Below are 19,118 nucleotides of genomic sequence, written 5' to 3' on the forward strand. Positions count from 1 at the left end.
ACAAAGTTTATCTTTTAATTTATGATATAAATCATAATCTCATTTAATATATAAGATGATGGAGTTATAATGGCTAAAATGGAAACAGAAAATGCAATTACTGATACCTTTGATGATGACAGGAAACAGAGTAAATATCTGATCCCTAATATTGCCAGGGCATTGAAAATACTGGAATATCTTGCCAGAGATAAGAAAGAAGCCTCTATTGCTGAAATTTCTAATGCATTCAGCTATCCAAAGAACAGTGTATTCAGGGTCATTAAAAGTCTGGAATACTACGGATATGTTGAAGAGGAATCCAGGAAATATCATGCGACTCCCCGTTTATTGTATCTGGGGTATGCAGGGATGCGTAATAAAGGGCTTATTGAAAATTCTATAGATGTAATGCATGCTCTGCGTGATGAAATAAATGAAACTGTCCTGATCGGCAGTCTCCTTGGAAATGAAGTGGTCATGGTAGAACAGCTTATTTCATTTCAGCATATAAAATTCACTGCCGAAATCGGTAAAAGAGTTCACGTTCAGACTTCGGCTCCCGGAAAGGCCATTATGGCATTTCTTCCTGAAGATGAAAGGAACAACATAGTCAATCAGATAACCTTTGTACGATACACTGACAATACGGTTCCCAGTAAGAAAGCCATGCTTGATGAGATGGCTGTTGTACAGGCTCAGGGTTATGCTGTTGATGATGGTGAGGAAGTACCGGATGTTCACTGTATCGGTGTCCCTATATTTGATTATCGCCACTATCCTATAGCCGCATTGTGGATCGTGGGTCCGGAATATCGGGTAACCAGAGATCAATATAAGGAAATCGGGGAAACCTTAATCAGTCATGCATTGAAAATTTCCAAACGTTTTGGTTATGATCCCGGTTGATTTCTCAAGGAGCAGCTTTTTCCAAGCGGCAGACCTTGTCTTTGATTCGGGGATTCCCATCCATATGTTCGGTCTGGAAATTTTAAAGAGAACTATTCCGGAATAAGAAGATTTACGCCTGCTTTTTCCAGAACCTTTTTATACTCGGGTGCCGGAACTTCATCTGTAATAAGATAATCAATATCTTCCACACCGCAGTAACGGGAAAGGGCAATCTTTCCGAATTTACTGGCATCTGTGAGAATAAAGGTTTGAGGGCTTCGGCTGATTATTTCAGAATTTATTTCTGCGCGCATCATGTCCCGACCTGTAAAACCGGTCTCTATTGAAAAGCCGTCAATTCCGATAAAAGCCTTTGTGAAATTAAGGGCATTAAGGCAGATCTTAACCAGATTACCCACCATACATTCACTTTCAGGCTGGTAGAGACCTCCCAGGAGGATTACATTTCCCAGAGCCTCTTTACCTATCTGTCTGGCAATAAAGGCATTTGATGTGATTATTGTTGTCTTGGGGATACGTGAAACTTCTTTGGCAAAGAGGGCATTGATGGACCCAGATTCAATATAGATGGTTTCTCCCTCATTAACATACTGTGCCGCCATTCGGGCAATACGGAGTTTCTGCTCATAGTTGATACCCATACGATGGGAAATATCATCTGTTTCATCCAGAACGGCTCCACCATGTACTCTTCTAAGGAAACCTTTGTTTTCAAGCTGTGTCAAATCCTGTCTGATTGTAGCCTGGGATACTTCCAGCTGTTCTGCCAGATCATTAACCGTTACCTTACGTCCGTCTGACATGATGCTCAATATCTGTTTGTGTCTCTGATTCATGATCTAACCAATCCCTGGAGTTGCCTATTTAATAATCCATTCATAGTAACGCTTATAGTCTTCATGGGGAAGCTATTTCTTCTTTAAGAAAGTCTTTGGTAATCTTCACTGCCAGATCATGGTCTTCATTGTCTTTCAGTCCGGAAATTATAAGAACAGCTGCAATGATCCCGTCTTTAAGAAACAGAGGAATTCCACCACCCTTAGCTCTGTACAGTTCGGGTTTCAGTATGTATTTACTGTAGAGATCTTCCTTATCTTTTATCAGTTTTCTGGATATATAGAAGGAACTGTGTCTGAAATGCCTGACAAGTCTTGCCTTTCCCCCAAGCCAGAGGTCATTATCCCGGCAGCTGCCCTTTAAGGCGGATTGAAAAAGAATCTGTTCATCTCTCTCAATGCGTATGGCTACAGGGAGATCCTGAAGCATACACTCTTTTACAGCAGCGCATCCCAGTGCCCAGGCAGTCTTCTCTGTGAAAGTATCGAAACAGAATGATTTTTCCTCTTCCAGAAGCTCTGAAAGACTTTTCATAATATATCCTTAGAATGATCTTTCATATGATAAAATGATATTGTCATATGAAAATATTATGTAGGGTATTCTAAGAATTTGTCAACTGAGATCTTTTTTTTCGGTACTGATTTTGCAGATGATCTCCCACACGGAGTCCCATGGCGGCAATTGTCAGCGCCGGATTGACGGCAGCAGAGCTGGGGAAGAAGGATGCATCCACAATGTAAAGGTTGGGATGATCAAAAGATCTGCACCAATTATCCAGTACTGCATTCTCTGAAGTTTTCCCCATCCGGAGAGTTCCGCATTGATGCTGGACGGCTTCAATACCTCGTCTATCAATAAAAATGAGAGGGTATCCGGCCTTTTTCATCATTTTAGCAGCTGCTTTTATTAGGCTCTCGTGCCCGGGGTTTTCATTTTCTTTGAGGCATATCTTTATCTTCCCGTCCTGCAGGCTGACTCTGTTCTCAGGATCTGCCCTGTCTTCACTCATCAACCAGAGATCAATACTCCGCTTTGCTATGAATCCGGGAAATAGTTTGTAAAGCTTTTTATTCTTTATTTGAAGCATCTCTTTCTGTACTTTCCCCCTGAGCTGTATATTCCCCCAACCCCGTGAGTAAAAATCATTGACAGCAAGGGTCTTCTGAAAAATAGTGGGATTTTTCCTGAATGGGGAAAGGGCCAGAAGGACTGAGTTTCTATGAGACATATAGTAGCGGCCTACATTGCCTGAGCTGTTGGATATTCCCTCTGGTCTGGAGGGACATGATGAGCGTAAAAGTAAAGCCGCTGAATTGACGGCTCCTGCCGAAAGGATAATTGTATGGGCTTTCTGAATGAAACTCTTTCCATCCTTAGTTATTAAAGCAGCCTCTATTCGACTGTTCTTTTCATTTAAAAGGAGTTTCTCCACTTTTGTATTGGTTAAAAGGGTCAAGTTAGAGTCCGATCGGAGGAGTAGTGGTCTGAGAAAGCTGTTTTCCGCATCACCCTTGGCTCTTACCATGCAGGGGAATCCATCGCAGGGGCTACCTTTCCGGCAGCGGCCTCCGGGTGCCGAATCTATCGCAACAGGCAGGTGAAAGGGGTGGAGTCCCTGCAGCAGCAGTTTGTCTTTTAGTTTTTCAATGGTCTCTTCATGTTCTACCGGGGGAAGGGAGTAGCACTGATCATCAGGTTCTGTGGAATCTTCTCCGGCTTCACCCCTTACACCCATAAGTTCTTCTGCTCTCTTATACCAGGGGGATAATTCCTTATAATCGATGGGCCAGTCTGAGTTGAAATCAGATTTACGGAGTCTTAATGCGCTTCCTCCAAAAAACTTATTATTTCCTCCGACGTTGTAATACATCCGCGGTTTGAACTCAATACCATTCTTATCCAGCCAGACCTCATCGGCAGCGTATCGTTTTTTCAATACCAGTTCGGAAACAGACCAGTTCTCTTTTTCCTGCTTAATGAAGTCACCCCGTTCAACCATTAGAATTGAGGCACCTGAGGAGTGCAGGGCATGGGCTATGGAGCTTCCTCCCATCCCCGATCCGATAATAAGGAAGTCGTAGATTTTGTCAGGGTTCCAATTTTTATTTGCATTCATAAGGAATATTGTATAGTATGGTTCATATGAAAGTCAAATAGCTTTCATATGAATGTTTGTGAGGTGCAAATATGAGATCAGAGAAAATTGGTATCATTGATAATAGAATTAAGATAGCCGCAGGACTTTTCTGGGCTGATTATGGAAATCTTGGCGGGACAGTTCGGGAGCTTGAATCAGCGGGGGCCGACTGGATTCATCTGGAGATGAGAGATGGTCAGTATATGAATTTCAATGCTCCCAGGGGAGGTCTTGATGTACTTATGGGTATCAGACCTCATACCAGTCTGGAGATTGAAATACAGCTGCAGATGGTCCGTCCGACATTTGACCTGTACAGGCAGTTGAAGGATGCAGGGGCAGACCTGATTACTATCCCCCTGGAGACCGCCATGGAAAACACCATGCAGGATATCACCTTTATAAAGGATGCTCTGGGGCTTAAGGTGGGAGTATGGGGCTGGCAGGGACTTCCTCTGGATTTTTTCAGGCAGTATATTCCTTTTGTTGATATTATTGAGTATGAAAGTAGAGCTCGTTTCTGGATCAATGAGAAGGGAAAGACCCCTCACCTGATAGACCCGATTATGATTCAGAGTATTGCTGATCTGAAACAGATGATCCGGGATGCAGGACGGGATCATGAGGTCGACCTGATGGAAGACGGTGGTATCGGGCCGGGTAATGCGGCACCTTTCATTGAAGCTGGAATGACTGTTGGTGAGTTCTCGTCGGCTCTGTTGAAAGGTGAGGATGGAGAGGGACCGGGAAATCGTTTTATACCAGGCATCGGTAAAATTACAAAAGCAGTTAAGAATTTGAGACAGTCTCTGGATGAGAATTCTTCTGAATAAAATAATATAATGATCAGATGAAATATAGATCAGAAACAGGAGTGAATTTAAAGATGGAAAAAATAGTAATTGCCATGGCCGGATTCGGTGGAATCGGACGTATACATCAGCTTGCCTGGTCTGATATTTCATATATTTATCCGGGGCAGCTTCCGGATATATTTATTAAAGGAGTCTGCAGGTCTACGGTTGCGGGTGCTGAAGAAACAGCTTCTAAGGCCGGTTTTGAGAAGGCCTATCGGGACTATGATGAGCTTCTGGCTGATCCTGAAGTTGATATTGTAGATCTGGTCACTCCGAATTCACTCCATAAGAGTCAGATCATGAAGGCATTGAAGGCTGGGAAGCATGTACTCTGCGAAAAGCCTCTGGCACTGAATGCTGGAGAAGCAAGAGAATTGGAACAGGCCGCTGTAGAGTCTGACAGACAGATAGGGATGGTATTCAATTATCGTTTTATCCCTGCCATTATGAAGGCAAAAGAGTTGATGGAGCAGGGAAGAATAGGCGAGATATACTCCTTCAGAGGGGAATACTTTCATACTGGTTATCAGAATCCCTCCCGACCTTTCTCCTGGAGAATGGATTTTGAAAAGTCCGGTGGAGGAGCCTTGGCGGACTTGGGAAGTCATGTGATTGATCTTCTTCGCTTCCTTTTGGGGGATTTCAGTTCTGTAAAAGCAGATATGAAGACCTATATAAAGGAGAGGCCCCTGGCCGACGGTAGCGGAAAGAGAGAATCCGTTACCGTGGATGATGCTGCCTGGCTTCAATGTGAACTGGATTCAGGTGCACAGGGGACAATTGAGGTCTCACGTTTTGCCACAGGAACTCTGGATAATCTGAATATCACAGTCTACGGCAGCAGGGGCTCCTTCAGTTTTAAGCTGATGGACCCGAATTTTCTCTATTATTTTGATGAGGATAATAAAGGGATGGGATGGAATCGTCTGGAAACCCTTCAGCATTACCCTGATGCAAAGATTCCTGCACCCCGCTCAGTCATAGGCTGGACCCGATTTCATACAGAGAACCAGTATCGTTTTCTTAAATCAATTGTTGAGGGTAAGTCTTTCTCTCCTTCACTCAGTGATGGAGCAGCTGTGCAGTATGTGATGGATGCAGCCTACAGGAGTGCTGCAGAGGGACAGAGATTTTCTGTCTCTTCCTGATTTCATTCAACATTACTTTCATATGAAAATATATCCTCCTTTTTGATCTGTGATTGACCCCTATATCGTTATATAAGTACAAATATTGTTTTAGATGATACTGATTAGTGTTTGAAGTAAAGAAAATAAGCTTCAAATGAAAATTAAAACTTTACATATGAAAATCGTGGTGGTACAATTATTTAAATTATTAAACCGTGATCCACAATTTAATTGTGGAAAACAAGGGGGATTTATGAAAAAGGTACTTTATCTAATGCTGGTTCTGTCCATGGTGACAGCTGGTCTTTTTGCTGGTGGTCAGCAGGATACTGCAGCAGAAGAGGTAATGGATGTTAATGAAGTTGAAGTTCTTCACTGGTGGACTTCCGGTGGTGAAGCAGCCGCTCTTAATGTATTAAAAGAAGATCTTGAAGCCAAGGGAATCAGCTGGACTGACTCTCCTGTAGCCGGTGGTGGTGGTGATGGTGCCATGACTGTTCTTCGTTCAAGAGCTACAGCAGGAAATCCTCCTGTTGCGGTTCAGATGCTTGGTTTTGATATTATTGACTGGGCTGAACTGGGATTCCTGGCAGACCTCAATGATGTAGCAAAAGCTGAGAATTGGGATGCAGTTGTACCTGAAGCCCTTAAATTCTTCTCTAAATATGACGGAGAGTGGGTCGCTGCTCCTGTTAATGTACACTCTACCAACTGGGTATGGGCAAGCAAAGAGATTATGGATGATCTTGGAATCACTGAACCTAAAACATGGGATGAGTTCATCATGGCCATGGAAAAAGTTCAGGCGTCCGGAAAAATCGCTCTGGCACACGGCGGACAGGCCTGGCAGGATGCCACAATGTTTGACAGTTGTGTTATCGCAGCCGGTGGACCCGAATTTTACAAGAAATCAATGATTGATCTGGATGAAGATGCACTGAAATCTGACACTATGGTTGATGCATTTTACAAAATGTCTCAGCTGAGATCATTTGTTGATGATAACTTCAGCGGTAGAGACTGGAACCTGGCCTCCGCCATGGTTATTGAAGGCGATGCATGTTTCCAGATGATGGGTGACTGGGCCAAGGGTGAATTCAAGGCTGCCGGTCTTGAACCTGGAAAAGACTTCTACTTCATGAGAACTCCCGGAACACAGGGAACCGTAACCTTCAACGCCGACCAGTTTGTAATGTTTGATGTAGCACCTGAGTACAAACATGCTCAGCAGGAACTGGCAAAAGCCATTCTGGCTCCCAGCTTTCAGGTTGCATTCAATCTGGTTAAGGGATCTGTACCTGCAAGAACCGACATCCCCGATACAGAGTTTGACGCTGCCGGTAAAAAAGGTATGAAAGACCTGGCCGAAGCTTCCAAAAACGGAACTCTCTTTGGATCAATGGGTCATGGTCATGCATCACCTGCCAGTGTAAAACAGGCTATGTATGATGTAGTTACCTCTCACTTTAATGGTGTTTACGGTGACGAAGAAGCTGCAATGGAACTCGCTGCAGCAGTTGCAAGCGCAAAATAATTCAAACTAATGCGGTCTGACCGCTGATTTTCTGCCGACTGTCTTTCAATCTGGGATGCAGCCGGCAGTTCTTTAACTGTTAAAGGATTTATATCTATGGCTATAACCAATAAATGGCGTATTACCAGGGATGATCTGACGGCCCGCTTTGTTCTGTTGCCCACAATCATTCTCACTTTTGTTTTTGTGTATGCCTTTATCATTTTTACTGTATATATCTCTTTCACCGATTCCCGTCTGATGCCTTCCTACGGCTGGGTGGGTATGACAAATTACATAAAAATGTTTCAAAACGCCAATTGGCATATTGCATTGAAGAACTTTGCAATATTCACTGTTCTATATATCTCTATTTCAACTGTATTAGGTTTGTTTCTGGCAATCATGATTGATTGGAGCAAGCTGGGAGATCGTTTCTTCAGACCCATCTATCTGTACCCCATGGCTATATCATTTATAGTTACCGGTACTGCCTGGAAATGGTTTCTGGATCCAGGTATCGGACTGGAGCAGATCGTGCATTCCTGGGGATTTATCAATTTTAAATTCAACTGGATTAAAACTTCAGATAAGGCCATCTACACCATTGTTATTGCCGCCATCTGGCAGGTCACAGGATATGTGATGACCATGTTTCTAGCAGGTCTGAGGGCTGTGAACCATGCCACAATTGAATCGGCCGTGGTCGATGGCTGCGGAGCCTGGAAGCTCTATACTAAGATTATCATTCCCCAGTTGGGTCCCTCCTTCACCTCTGTATTTGTAATACTGGGGCATATGGCTATCAAGTCTTACGACCTGGTTATTGCTCTGACCAACGGTGGGCCCGGACGGGCAACAGAGATGCCTTCCACCTTTATGTATTCCTATACATTCACCAGGAATCAGATGGGTATCGGTGCCAGTTCCGCAGTCTTTATGCTGGTTCTGTTTGCCATTGTCATCATTCCGTACATCCGCAATATTGTGAAGGACAGCTGATATGACAATTAAAGATACAATGCGGCTTCATAAAACCGCGGAAATAGTAAATATGGTGATTATGGTGGTGTTCGCCATATTCTTTCTGATACCACTCTATGTAATGGTAGTCAATTCATTTAAGCCTCTTGCCGAAATAAGAGGCGGAAATATGCTGGCATTACCCGTAGCATTCGGATTCGAACCCTGGACAAAGGCATGGTCTGAAGCTCAGATCGGTGTTCAGGCCACGGGTCTGAAACCCTACTTTCTAAACTCCATCCGAATGGTTATTCCTGCGGTATTTATGTCTACTCTTATGGGATCACTGAGCGGTTTTGTTCTGTCTAAATGGCAGTTCAAAGGAGATAAAATTCTTTTCGGACTTATTTTGTTCGGATGTTTTATTCCTTTTCAAATCGTATTGATCCCTACGGCCCGTGTTCTGGGAACCCTGAATCTGGCCGGTACAACTACAGGTCTTGTTCTGGTTCATACAGTGTACGGTCTTGGATTTACAACTCTGTTTTTCAAGAATACCTATGACACCTTTCCTTCTGAACTGGTACAGTCAGCCCAGGTGGACGGGGCTCATTTTTTCAAGATCTTCAAGGATATAATTCTACCCAACTCAACTCCTATTATTGTTGTTTCCGTTATCTGGCAGACTACCAATATCTGGAATGACTTCCTCTTCGGTGTCTCCTTCGGTGATGCTACAAGTCAGCCCATGACTGTTGCTCTGAACAATCTTGTAAGTTCATCTACGGGTGTTAAGGAATACAACGTACACTTTGCAGGCGCCCTTATGGCAGCCCTGCCCACACTGACTATCTATCTGGTTTCAGGACGCTACTTTGTACGCGGGCTGATGTCAGGTTCAGTTAAGGGTTAGTCTATGTCTGAGAAACTGATCTGCGGAGTGGATCTGGGGGGCACCAAATTATCGGCTGCCCTTTTTAAAACAGATGGAACCCTTGTAGGGAAAGAGACTGTTTATGATCACAGTGATAAACAGTGGGATGATATTGTAAGTGTAATTGCAGAGCTTGTAACAAAAGTAATGGATAGCTGCTCAGTTATGGCAGAGGATGTTCTGGGAATAGGAGTCGCCTGTGCCGCTCATATCCACTTTAAGAAGGGAATGATCGTTACAGTGAGCAATTTTGCTCATAATATTTATGACTATCCCTTTGTGGATAAACTTTCCGTTCTTCTGCCCGGGATGAGAATCATCCTTGATAATGACGCCAATGCTCAGGCCTTTGGTGAGTTTATGTTCGGAGCAGGGAAGGGATATCACAACCTTGTATTTGTCACTGTCAGCACCGGAATTGGTGGAGGAATCATTGTCAATGACAAGATGCTCCGCGGTAAGGTGGGTACGGCCGGTGAGGTCGGGCACTCCATTATCGATATTGATTCGGATGTGAAATGCACCTGCGGTAATTACGGCTGTGCCATGGCGCTGGCTTCGGGACTTTTCTTTCCTGATCTGTATAGGATGCACCTTAAAAAAGGGCTTGAGAGCAGTATCGGGATCACTGCCGAAACGGCGGATCAGATGAACGGTCAGACTATTGAAGAAGGAATGAAGAAGGGTGATCCCATATGTACCGCTATCGTTGAGAATTCGGCGGATGTTGTGGGTTCCACCTTATATAATATCTATAAGATGCTTGATCCTGAACTGGTAATACTCGGCGGCGGGCTTATGTCCTTCGGTGATATGTATTTGAATCGGATCAGAGAGCGTTTTCTCTCTCATACCCATGAGATGATGAGTGAAGCAATGGAAATAAAGTTGGCAGAAACCGGTAGAGATGCCGGTCTCCTCGGGGCTGCGGCTTTGGTTCTTGAATAAAGTTTTTTAGTTTTTCTCCTTTTTCCTATTCTCCTATTCTCCTTTAGGCCGCTCCTCCCCGGGGAGCGGTTTTTTATGACTCTTCAGCATCGGCAGATTCGGAACTGCCGCCTATATATTCTTCCAAAGCAGTAACGAGAACAGAGAGAGTGTCCTCATGTACGGTGGCCATACGGATTTTAAACTCATCAGCCAGTTTCTGAAGTTTCCTGGTTTCCTGTTCTGTCTCATCCAGGGAGGCTATTATCAGATCCAGCTGTTCCGATACCCTCTGGAGCTCCTCCATTCTACCGTTAAGTTCCGTCAGATCCTGCTGAAGAGCGAGAAGCTGTGAATCATCTTTGTTCTTAAGTTCCCTGAGATCACTCTCTATACGGCGGTCCTGACGGGAATCATCTTCTAACTGCTGCTGAAGATCTTCAACATAGGATGCTCTGGACAGGCCCATAATAGAGCTGGTTGTACAGCCGCTGATCAGAAATAGAAGGGACGTGAGAGTAAGAATATGCATCAAAATATTTTTCATAGAGAATTCCTGCCTTATCTTTTTCTTATTAAACAGATAAGGAGGCAGATTCTGTTACAAGCTGTTACAGTCCGTATCTGGACATCTTGTTGAACAGGGTCTTTCTAGTGATTCCCAACTCTTCGGCGGCTGCCGTTTTATTGAATTTATTTTTCTGAAGAGTCCGGGTGATTATCTCTTTTTCAAACTCTTCAACCATATGATTCACCATCTCCTGGAGATTGGCTCCTTCGGCCGTCGCTGCAGATCTCCTGGACAGCGGCATAAGGCCAGCACCCTGACTTAAGGGGTCCAGCTGTCTTGAATCTGATAAAAGCACACTCTGATTGATAAGGTTTCTCAGCTCTCGGATATTTCCCGGCCAGTCATATGTTATCATTTTATCCAGGGCCGTTTCACTGAATTCGGTCTCCCCTTTTTTGAAATCACGGCTGAAACGTTCTCTGAAATATTCCGCCAGCAATGCTATATCATCAGGTCGCTTGCGCAGTGCAGGCAGCTCCAGCCTGATAACATTGAGGCGGTAGAAAAGATCTTCCCTGAACTGCTTCTTCTCCATCAGTTCCCTGAGATTCTGGTTCGTTGCAGCAATGACTCTTATATTAACATTGATGGTTCTGTTTCCCCCCAGTCTCTCCAGGCTGCTCTCTTCCAGAACCCTGAGAAGTTTGGCCTGAGCATCCAGGGACATGTCCCCGATCTCATCAAGAAAGAGTGTACCCCGGTCTGCAAGTTCAAACTTTCCGATTTTCCGTCCCTGTGCTCCTGTGAATGACCCTTTTTCATGTCCGAAGAGTTCACTTAAAAGAAGAGTTTCTGACAGGGCAGCACAGTTGACTCCAACAAAAGGAGCATCTTTCCTGTTACTGCTGTAATGAATATATCTGCTCAGGACTTCCTTGCCTGTTCCGCTCTCTCCTGTGATCAGCACAGTTGTATCTGTATCCTTGACTCTGTCTGCAATATCCATGATTTTTTTCATGGCAGGATGATTAGTGCTGAAGTCAAAATCAAGCATCTTCTTTTTCTGAGTCTCTCTGAGGTAGAGGTTCTCATTTTTAAGCTGCTTTAATTCCAGACGGGAGGAGACCGTAGCAAGGAGGTAGTCGTTGTCCAGAGGTTTCAGAAGATAGTCTTCGGCTCCCGAGCGAATAGCTTCTACTGCGTTGGCAATACTGCCGTAACCTGTAATCATCAGACAGCTGACATCAGAGTTGATCTTTTTAATGGCTTTGAGGAGTTCAACACCATCTCTGTTTCCAATTCTTATGTCAAGGAGAGCCAGGTGAATCTCTCTGTGCCTTACAAGTTCAATTGCACTGTTATAGTCTTCGGCCGTGTAGCAGTCATAACCTTCCCTCTGGAATAGTTTACTCAGTCCGACGCGGATTCCTTTCTCATCATCTGCAATAAGTATGTTCATTCATTTTCCCCGGAGTATTTTGGAATAAGGAGCTTCACAGATGTTCCTTCTCCGACTGTGCTGTCTACATGAACACTGCCTTTGTATTTCTGCATTATACCGTAGACTACAGACAGGCCCAGTCCGGTTCCTTCTCCATTTGATTTACTGGTGTAGAAAGGATCAAAAATCCTGCTCCGGATATCTTCCGGAATACCGCATCCCCTGTCTTTTACTGTAATATGAGTATCTTCTTCAGATTCTGTAAGAAATATTTCAATGGGACTCTCACCCGTGACTGCGTGAACAGCATTCTGCAGCAAGTTGATCAGAAGCTGCATCAGCTCTCCCTTGGAGATCATCACATCCGAATTGACTCCCTCGCTTGTTATCAGTATAGGGGGAATCAGGGAACCGTCGGGGCGCCTGGAATGCTGAATCAGTCTTTTGACCTCTTCAGATATCTGCAGGGGAGAGCATCTGTTTCCCTGATCCTGTTCTCTTGAGGTGAAATCTGTCAGATCTCTTATAATCTGGGCGATTCTCTGCGATTCATCCTCCACCAGCCGCAGGGATTCAAGTCGTTCCGGGTCCTTCTCTTCATAGATAAGATTCTGAATATTTGTAACGATGGAAGAGAGGGGATTATTAACCTCATGGGCGATTCCAGCTGAAAGCATGCTTATGGTTGAGAGTTTTTCTGCCTGTGTCGTTTTTTCTTCATAGGCGGTTCTTGCAGAGATATCCTCCAGAAGGAGTACGCACATCTTTTTATCCGAGTGGAGATGGAACTCTCTGTGTACGGGGTATATTTTCAGTTCGAAGATCCCTTTGTTCCTGTTTCGTATACGCCGTATCCACTCCTCATTCTCCTGAGAGAGTATGTTCCTTACTATTTCAATCAGTGAATCATCAAAAGCATGTTTTACGAAATCAGTCAGTGTGGCGCATTTCCCTCCGGCAAGATGGTCAAAAGCGGAGTTCGACTTTTCTATTACAAGGTCATCGTTCACAACTGCCAGGGCATCTCTTATGGAGTGAATAATCTCTTCGTTGAACTCGTTGAGAAAGGTAATCTCATCAAGTGATTTCTCAATTCTTATCTGGTCGTGGTGCAGCCGGGCGGCCATACCGTTAAAGCCCTTAAGAAGAACCCCTATTTCACTCCGTCCGGAATTCTTGATTTGAATATTGTAGCTGCCCTTCCGGATATGCCCCATGGCGTTTGCAAGGCTTGCAACGGGTCTGGTAATTCCTTTTGTAAACAGCAGAGTCAGAAGGGCTGTGATGATAAGAGTAAAAAGAGAGACTGTGAGCACTGTCCTCTCAATGGCCTGAATTCTCCGCTGATAGGGTTCATTGGAGAGGATAATTGTCAGAAATACATCACTAGCTCCGCTGTCGCTGATGATTTCACCTACCTTGATTCCTGCCATATTGAAGCTTTCTCCCTCATCTTCAAGGGCGTAGAGTTCAAGATAGGCCATATCGGGTTTTATATGTCTGAAAGCTGCCTTCTGAACTTCATCATGACCCGCCAGAAAGTCGGTAGTTGTGTGGAAGAGAATCTTTCCATCCGTATCAAATACTATGTTTTTAAGGAAACTGTCATTGATATGCTTGATAAGATATATTTCTGCGGGACTGCTCAGTTCCTGAAGGTAGAGAATTCCCACCATGTAGAACTGTCCCCTGATATTGAAGAGCCTGATAGATGGATGATTAAAGAGATTGCTCAGATCTTCTCCTGAGGGGAGTACAAAGTCAGGGCTGCTGTTAATGGCTTCAATTGAAAAATTGAGTTCTTCACTTTTTACAACAACAGCATCAATGCCTGTGGATGTGAGAAGGGAGTTGAGATCTTCTTCTGATATTTCTGATATGGCTGTGACGGCTGTATAATTTCGTATAAGAATCAGCTGTTTCCAGAGATGCCGTTTCCAGGAATTATAGTTATTGATGATAAAGTCTGTTTTCAGTTCCAGCTCAATTCTTGCGTCCTTTAGATTATTATTCCTGATTGTCCGGCTTACATAGAAACCCGTAAAAGAGGCCTGCATGATAATGAGTGTCAGAATTGTCAAAGCCAGCCGTGGATATAGTTTCATTGTTAGTAGATGTACTGCTCCATATCGGGATCATTTATATTCGTTTTATCCAGAATGACGTATCCCGAGGTGATGCTTTTTGGTATTGTTCTGTTTTCAATAAGGTAGCTGTGAGCCCATTCAATTGCCAGAGCACCAATTTCGGCAGGTTTCTGTGCCAGGACCAGGTCTACCTCGCCCCTCCGCAGGCTGCGGATAAGGGTCTCTGTGGAGTCCCAGGCTGCAACTCTGACCGCACCGGATAAACCTGTGTTTTTAACGGCTGAAGATACCCCCTGACTGCTGAATACATTTGTACCGAAGACGGCTACAATTTCCGGATGGTCCATCAGGACCGAGAGGGTCTGGTTTCTGGCAACCTCCTGGAGGTCTCCATTGTAATCGACACGGACAACTTCCATTTCCGGGAAATGGGATATTCCTTCAATAAATCCATCTTTTCTCTCTTCTGTTGTAGAGGTCAGGGCTGTAGTGGTATTGATATAAACTTTTCCCTTTTCTCCGACCTTTTCGGCCAGGTCTTCTCCCAGAGCCACAGCTCCGGCAAAATTGTCAGTTCCTATATGGCAGAGCGGGAAGGACCATTCAGAGGAGCTCTTATAGTCACCGTCTCCTATCTCTGTGTCCACCGTAATAATCTGAATTCCATTTTCATAGAGGACCTTCAGAGGGTAAACCAGAGCATCCCTGTCCACAGGAGCAATCATTATAAGGTCATAGTCTCCTGCGGCTACGGCTTCATTGAGAAGAGGAATCTGTATTGCGGGATCCCAGGTTTCCGGGTAATCCGATACGGTCAGACTGATCCCCATAGCCTCTGCTTTCTGTTGCGCTCCCTCTTCCATGGACTTATAGAAGGGGTCTGCAACACCGGGGATATAGAGAATTTTTATATCAGGTTTCGTATGCTCATCCACCCGGCCTGAGGCGGAAATTCCTCCGCTTATCAAGCAGGCCAGGATGAAGAGTAGGATGTGATGTTTTAATCCGCTCATGGGATTAGGAGTATATCACAGGGTCTGGGGATTCGCTACTTTCTGCAGTACTTCCTGCCCTTCGGCTGTGATCTGAAAAAAATCTGCTTCCCATACGGTTGATGAGGCCAGTATGTATTCTTCGCTGTGGAAATCGCATTCATTTCCGCCGCAGATGATTTGTATATCCATGTTCTCCATAATTATTTCTCCTTGCTCTTCATATAGCAAGGGTTGTGCCAAGAAAATATTATTTTTATGGATCTATTTAATTACTTACAGGGACTGAGTATACATGTGGAATTTTATGTTGATGATGTGACTGAGTGTAGAGGGGAGGGAGGAGGACGGGTAAGGGGTTTCCCGTAGTGGGTAAGGGTCTATCCGGCGGGGGATCTCCCCCGCCGATATAGAATCAGTTCATATTAAGGAAGTTTTCCTGTACACAGCTGACAACGGCTTCACTGGTATCGGAGAACTTGACTTCCAGGCTCTGTATGAGGGAGGTGTCCAGCCGGGCATCCCGTGGCTTGTCTGAGTACTTTTCTTCGTCTTTAATGATGAGTTCTTTGATTCTCTTTTCCAATCCCATCTCTTTAAGAATCAGGCAGACAATTTCATAGCGGCTTTTTTCATTCTTGGAACCCACATGGTAGGTTCCGGGAGGGAGGGCAAGGATTTTATCAAACTGGTCCATCATTTCGTTTACATAGGTGAGACCACGGTATTCATTTGCGGGTACCTTCTGGGTTTCACCTCTCATAACTGCTTTGACTGTATCCCAGAAGACGTTGTTCACAACAGGACAGAAACGCTCAGGAACGCCGAACATCCAGGTGAAGCGGAGAATGATGAGTTCATCAAGAATCTCTTTGATAAGGCCTTCGGCTTCCAGCTTGTTTTTACCGTACATGGTGTCGGGTACGGGAGTATCACTCTCCTTGTAGGGTCCTCCTTCAGGGTTGCCGTTAAAGACCTGTTCAGTGCTGAGAAAGATCATCTTGGCACCTGTTGCCTTACAGGCCCGGGCAATATTTACGGCTCCGGTAACATTGATGGCATAACATTTTTCGGGATTCTGATTGCAGAAGTCGGTGAGGGCGATGGCGGCGGCATGGATTACATAGTCGGGTTTAAAGAGATTCAGGGCATCCAGTACTTTCTCTTCTTCCAGAATGTTCAGCTCGCTTACATCGGTGGAGAGGATCTCAAAATTATGCTTTTGAGCTTCCTTAAATCTGGTTCCTATAAATCCGTTTCCTCCGGTGAGCAGGACTCGTTTCATTAATAAACTCCTTATAGCTACCAAAGCGCGTTTAGAGCTTTGGTGATGTGCTGGTTAGTCCCAAGGGCCTTAATTAGACTAAATGGGTGAAAATTGCTAATATTATAGCTTAAACTGTGAAATAAAGATAGATTATATTTCATATGACAGTATATAATTATCATATGATAAATCAAGGGGAGGCCCCAATTGTCTCATTTCAAGGAATTTTTAAATCGTTACTCCAGTAATTTAAGGGATCTGTCCCTGAATCCTGAGCTTGAATCATATAGAAAACTGATCATGGAAGAGGAGAGAATCGTCTCTATGGATCAGGCTGTAAGCATAACTGATTCATATAAGGAGCATGAGGGATATTCCATAGTTTTACAAAGAGCTTTTGCCTTTGCCCGTTCTCTGAAGGAAATTCCTATCCGTATTGATCCCATGGAGAGGATTGTGGGGAACCGGACTCCCGGTATCCGCAGTGGTGTTGTCTTTCCCGAGGCCGGTCTCTCCTGGCTTGAAAGAGAATTTGATATTCTCGACAGCAGGGAACAGGATCGTTTCTCCAAGAAAGATACAGACAGGGACATCCTGTTTAATACCCTTCTTCCCTTCTGGAAGGACAGGACCCTTGAAGATCATATCAATCAGAACCGGGGAGAGGAGATCAAAGAGATCTCCAAGGTTGTAAAAATCAACCAGAAGGATCATGCCCAGGGACATATTGCTCCAAATGCCGAGCTCTGGCTGCAGAGAGGACCTGCCGGGCTGCTTGAAGATGTAAGGCAGGCTAAGACTGCCGCAGGAGATTCTGCCGCTGATGAAGTAAAAGACTTTTATCAGGCACAGGAGATAATGCTCCAGGCTGGGTGTGATTTTATGAAACGCTATTCTGTTCTGGCTGATTCTCTTCTTAATGAAAAGATAGAGAAAGAGGTTGACGGATATAATGAGGAATACCTGACAGTTATCAGAAATAACTGCGCCAAAGTTGCGGCCGAAGCTCCCGGGTCATATCATGAGGCTCTTCAATCTCTGTGGTTTCTTTTTGTTCTGCTTCAGGCTGAATCAAATGCCTCCTCTTTTTCACCGGGACGTATGGATCAGTATCTCTATCCCTACCTTGAAAAGGATCTGGAAGCAGGTATTATCGATCTTGATGAAGCACAGCAGCTGCTGGAACATCTCTGGCTCTCTTTTAACAAGATTGTTTACCTGAGAAACTCCGACGGTGCCCGCTATTTTGCAGGATTTCCGATCGGTTTCAATGTTGCTGTTGGCGGGCTGGATTCAGAGGGGAAGGATGCTTCCAATCTTATCTCCTGGATGTGTCTCAAGGCCCAGGAACATATTGGACTACCCCAGCCGAACCTTTCTGTAAGGCTTCACAAGGACAGTCCCGATGACTTTATAGATTTCTGTTCCTATGTAATCGGCCAGGGCAGCGGTATGCCCCAGATTTTCAATGATGAAAGCATTATACCCTCGCTTCAGAATGTGGGTATTTCCAGAGAGGATGCTCTGAATTATGCGGTTGTAGGCTGTGTTGAGTTGACTACACCGGGAAATAATCTGGGATGGAGCGATGCGGCCATGTTTAATATGGTTAAGGCTCTGGAGCTGACTCTGAATAATGGTGTCTGTATGCAGAGTGGAGAGCAGATCGCACCGGCTCTGGGTTCTCTGGACAGCTATGACAATTATGAAGAGCTGGAAGAGGCATTCCGGGGACAGCTGGATTATTTTATAAAACAGATGATCCGCTCCTGTGATTTCGTTGACCGGGCTCACGCCGAGGTTGTACCTTCTCCCTTTCTCTCTTCGGTAATTGATGACTGTACCCGGAAGGGGCTGGATGTGACTGCCGGAGGAGCCAGATATAATCTTTCCGGTATTCAGCTGATTCAGGTGGCCAATGTAGCGGATTCTCTGATTGCTCTTAAAACTCTTGTATTTGATGAGAAATCAGTCAAGGCTGCTGATTTTCTGCAGGCTCTTAAGGATGACTGGAAGGGTCAGGAGAAACTGAGGCAGAAGGTGCTGCGGAAAATCCCCAAATACGGTAATGATAACAATGATGTTGATACAATAGGTGCAAAGTGGGTAAACTACTTTGCCGATGGATTGAAGCCATACACAAATGCCCGGGGCGGGGTTTATCATACGGGTCTTTATACCGTATCTGCTCATGTCCCCATGGGTAAGAATGTGGGGGCCAGTGCGGACGGTCGTTTTGCGGCATCTCCTCTTGCTGACGGCGGAATTTCTGCCATGTACGGCAGGGATGAGAAGGGCCCTACAGCCCTGCTGCAGTCTGTAAGCAAGATACCCTCCATAAGGGCCAGCAACGGCAGCCTGCTTAATATGAAGTTTCTTCCTGATTTTTTCAGCTCCCCTGAGGATCTCAGGAAATTTTCATCCATGCTGAAGACTTTTGTCCGCCTCAATATTCACCATGTGCAGTTTAATGTGGTCAATAAAGAGGATCTCCTGGATGCCCAGAAGAATCCCGAGGCCTATAAGGGACTGACCATAAGAGTGGCCGGGTATACAGCATATTTTACCGAGCTTGCCAGAGATCTACAGGATGAAATTATTGCCAGAACCGGCTACGGAGCATAGAAA

General features: G+C 44.7%; 17 protein-coding genes. 8 read left to right on the forward strand and 9 right to left on the reverse strand.

Translation table 11 applies throughout. The annotated features are described in order from the left end of the window. Window positions 1–69 precede the first annotated feature (69 nt). Window positions 70–888 carry an IclR family transcriptional regulator gene (locus tag DV872_RS13590; protein ID WP_114630492.1) on the forward strand — a complete coding sequence of 273 codons (819 nt, stop codon included), beginning with the start codon at window positions 70–72 and terminating at the stop codon, window positions 886–888. 92 nt (window positions 889–980) lie between these two features. Here the strand turns inward: DV872_RS13590 and DV872_RS13595 are convergent, their stop codons facing one another. The 3 genes from DV872_RS13595 to DV872_RS13605 form a co-directional block, all read right to left on the reverse strand. Continuing rightward, on the reverse strand, window positions 981–1,727 hold the full coding sequence (locus DV872_RS13595; protein ID WP_114630493.1) for a DeoR/GlpR family DNA-binding transcription regulator: 747 nt from the start codon (window positions 1,725–1,727) through the stop codon (window positions 981–983). A gap of 61 nt (window positions 1,728–1,788) precedes the next feature. Further along, window positions 1,789–2,262: a heme-degrading domain-containing protein gene (locus DV872_RS13600; RefSeq protein ID WP_114630494.1), complete on the reverse strand. Its 474-nt coding sequence runs from the start codon at window positions 2,260–2,262 to the stop codon at window positions 1,789–1,791. Between the two features lie 70 nt (window positions 2,263–2,332). After that, window positions 2,333–3,847 (reverse strand): GMC oxidoreductase, encoded by a 1,515-nt coding sequence (locus tag DV872_RS13605; RefSeq protein WP_114630495.1) that lies wholly within the window; start codon window positions 3,845–3,847, stop codon window positions 2,333–2,335. 71 nt (window positions 3,848–3,918) lie between these two features. Between DV872_RS13605 and DV872_RS13610 the strand changes: the two genes are divergently transcribed. The 6 genes from DV872_RS13610 (at window position 3,919) to DV872_RS13635 (ending at window position 10,213) form a co-directional block, all read left to right on the forward strand. Further along, window positions 3,919–4,701, forward strand: a complete 783-nt coding sequence (locus tag DV872_RS13610) for a ribulose-phosphate 3-epimerase (RefSeq protein ID WP_114630496.1) — start codon at window positions 3,919–3,921, stop codon at window positions 4,699–4,701. Between the two features lie 17 nt (window positions 4,702–4,718). Further along, complete coding sequence (locus DV872_RS13615; protein WP_114630497.1) at window positions 4,719–5,873, forward strand: Gfo/Idh/MocA family protein; 1,155 nt, start codon at window positions 4,719–4,721, stop codon at window positions 5,871–5,873. A 235-nt stretch (window positions 5,874–6,108) separates the two neighbouring features. Then, window positions 6,109–7,389 carry an ABC transporter substrate-binding protein gene (locus DV872_RS13620; RefSeq protein ID WP_114630498.1) on the forward strand — a complete coding sequence of 427 codons (1,281 nt, stop codon included), beginning with the start codon at window positions 6,109–6,111 and terminating at the stop codon, window positions 7,387–7,389. Between the two features lie 96 nt (window positions 7,390–7,485). Then, window positions 7,486–8,370: a carbohydrate ABC transporter permease gene (locus DV872_RS13625; RefSeq protein WP_114630499.1), complete on the forward strand. Its 885-nt coding sequence runs from the start codon at window positions 7,486–7,488 to the stop codon at window positions 8,368–8,370. A 19-nt stretch (window positions 8,371–8,389) separates the two neighbouring features. Beyond that, entirely contained in the window at window positions 8,390–9,244 is an 855-nt protein-coding gene (locus DV872_RS13630) for a carbohydrate ABC transporter permease (protein WP_370446658.1), read from the forward strand. A gap of 3 nt (window positions 9,245–9,247) precedes the next feature. Beyond that, entirely contained in the window at window positions 9,248–10,213 is a 966-nt protein-coding gene (locus DV872_RS13635) for an ROK family protein (RefSeq protein ID WP_114630501.1), read from the forward strand. 73 nt (window positions 10,214–10,286) lie between these two features. On the opposite strand, the gene DV872_RS13640 is transcribed toward DV872_RS13635, so the two are convergent. The 6 genes from DV872_RS13640 to DV872_RS13660 form a co-directional block, all read right to left on the reverse strand. Then, on the reverse strand, window positions 10,287–10,739 hold the full coding sequence (locus tag DV872_RS13640; protein ID WP_114630502.1) for a hypothetical protein: 453 nt from the start codon (window positions 10,737–10,739) through the stop codon (window positions 10,287–10,289). 64 nt (window positions 10,740–10,803) lie between these two features. Then, complete coding sequence (locus tag DV872_RS13645; RefSeq protein WP_114630503.1) at window positions 10,804–12,162, reverse strand: sigma-54 dependent transcriptional regulator; 1,359 nt, start codon at window positions 12,160–12,162, stop codon at window positions 10,804–10,806. Beyond that, a complete protein-coding gene (locus DV872_RS13650; RefSeq protein WP_114630504.1) occupies window positions 12,159–14,249 on the reverse strand; it encodes an ATP-binding protein in 2,091 nt (696 codons plus the stop codon). Before DV872_RS13650 ends, DV872_RS13645 begins: the two co-directional genes overlap by 4 nt. Window positions 14,250–14,251: 2 nt before the next feature. Beyond that, the gene (locus DV872_RS13655) at window positions 14,252–15,244 is read right to left on the reverse strand and encodes an ABC transporter substrate-binding protein (RefSeq protein WP_114630505.1); all 993 of its coding nucleotides are present in this window, start codon (window positions 15,242–15,244) and stop codon (window positions 14,252–14,254) included. 15 nt (window positions 15,245–15,259) lie between these two features. Beyond that, a complete protein-coding gene (locus DV872_RS26585; protein ID WP_158546971.1) occupies window positions 15,260–15,424 on the reverse strand; it encodes a hypothetical protein in 165 nt (54 codons plus the stop codon). A gap of 214 nt (window positions 15,425–15,638) precedes the next feature. Then, window positions 15,639–16,508: an NAD(P)-dependent oxidoreductase gene (locus DV872_RS13660; RefSeq protein WP_114630506.1), complete on the reverse strand. Its 870-nt coding sequence runs from the start codon at window positions 16,506–16,508 to the stop codon at window positions 15,639–15,641. Between the two features lie 189 nt (window positions 16,509–16,697). On the opposite strand from DV872_RS13660, the gene DV872_RS13665 reads away from it, so the two are divergent. Next, entirely contained in the window at window positions 16,698–19,115 is a 2,418-nt protein-coding gene (locus DV872_RS13665) for a formate C-acetyltransferase/glycerol dehydratase family glycyl radical enzyme (protein ID WP_199563473.1), read from the forward strand. The last annotated feature ends 3 nt before the right edge of the window (window positions 19,116–19,118 follow it).

The organism is Oceanispirochaeta sp. M1, from assembly GCF_003346715.1.
GTDB lineage: Bacteria > Spirochaetota > Spirochaetia > DSM-2461 > DSM-2461 > Oceanispirochaeta.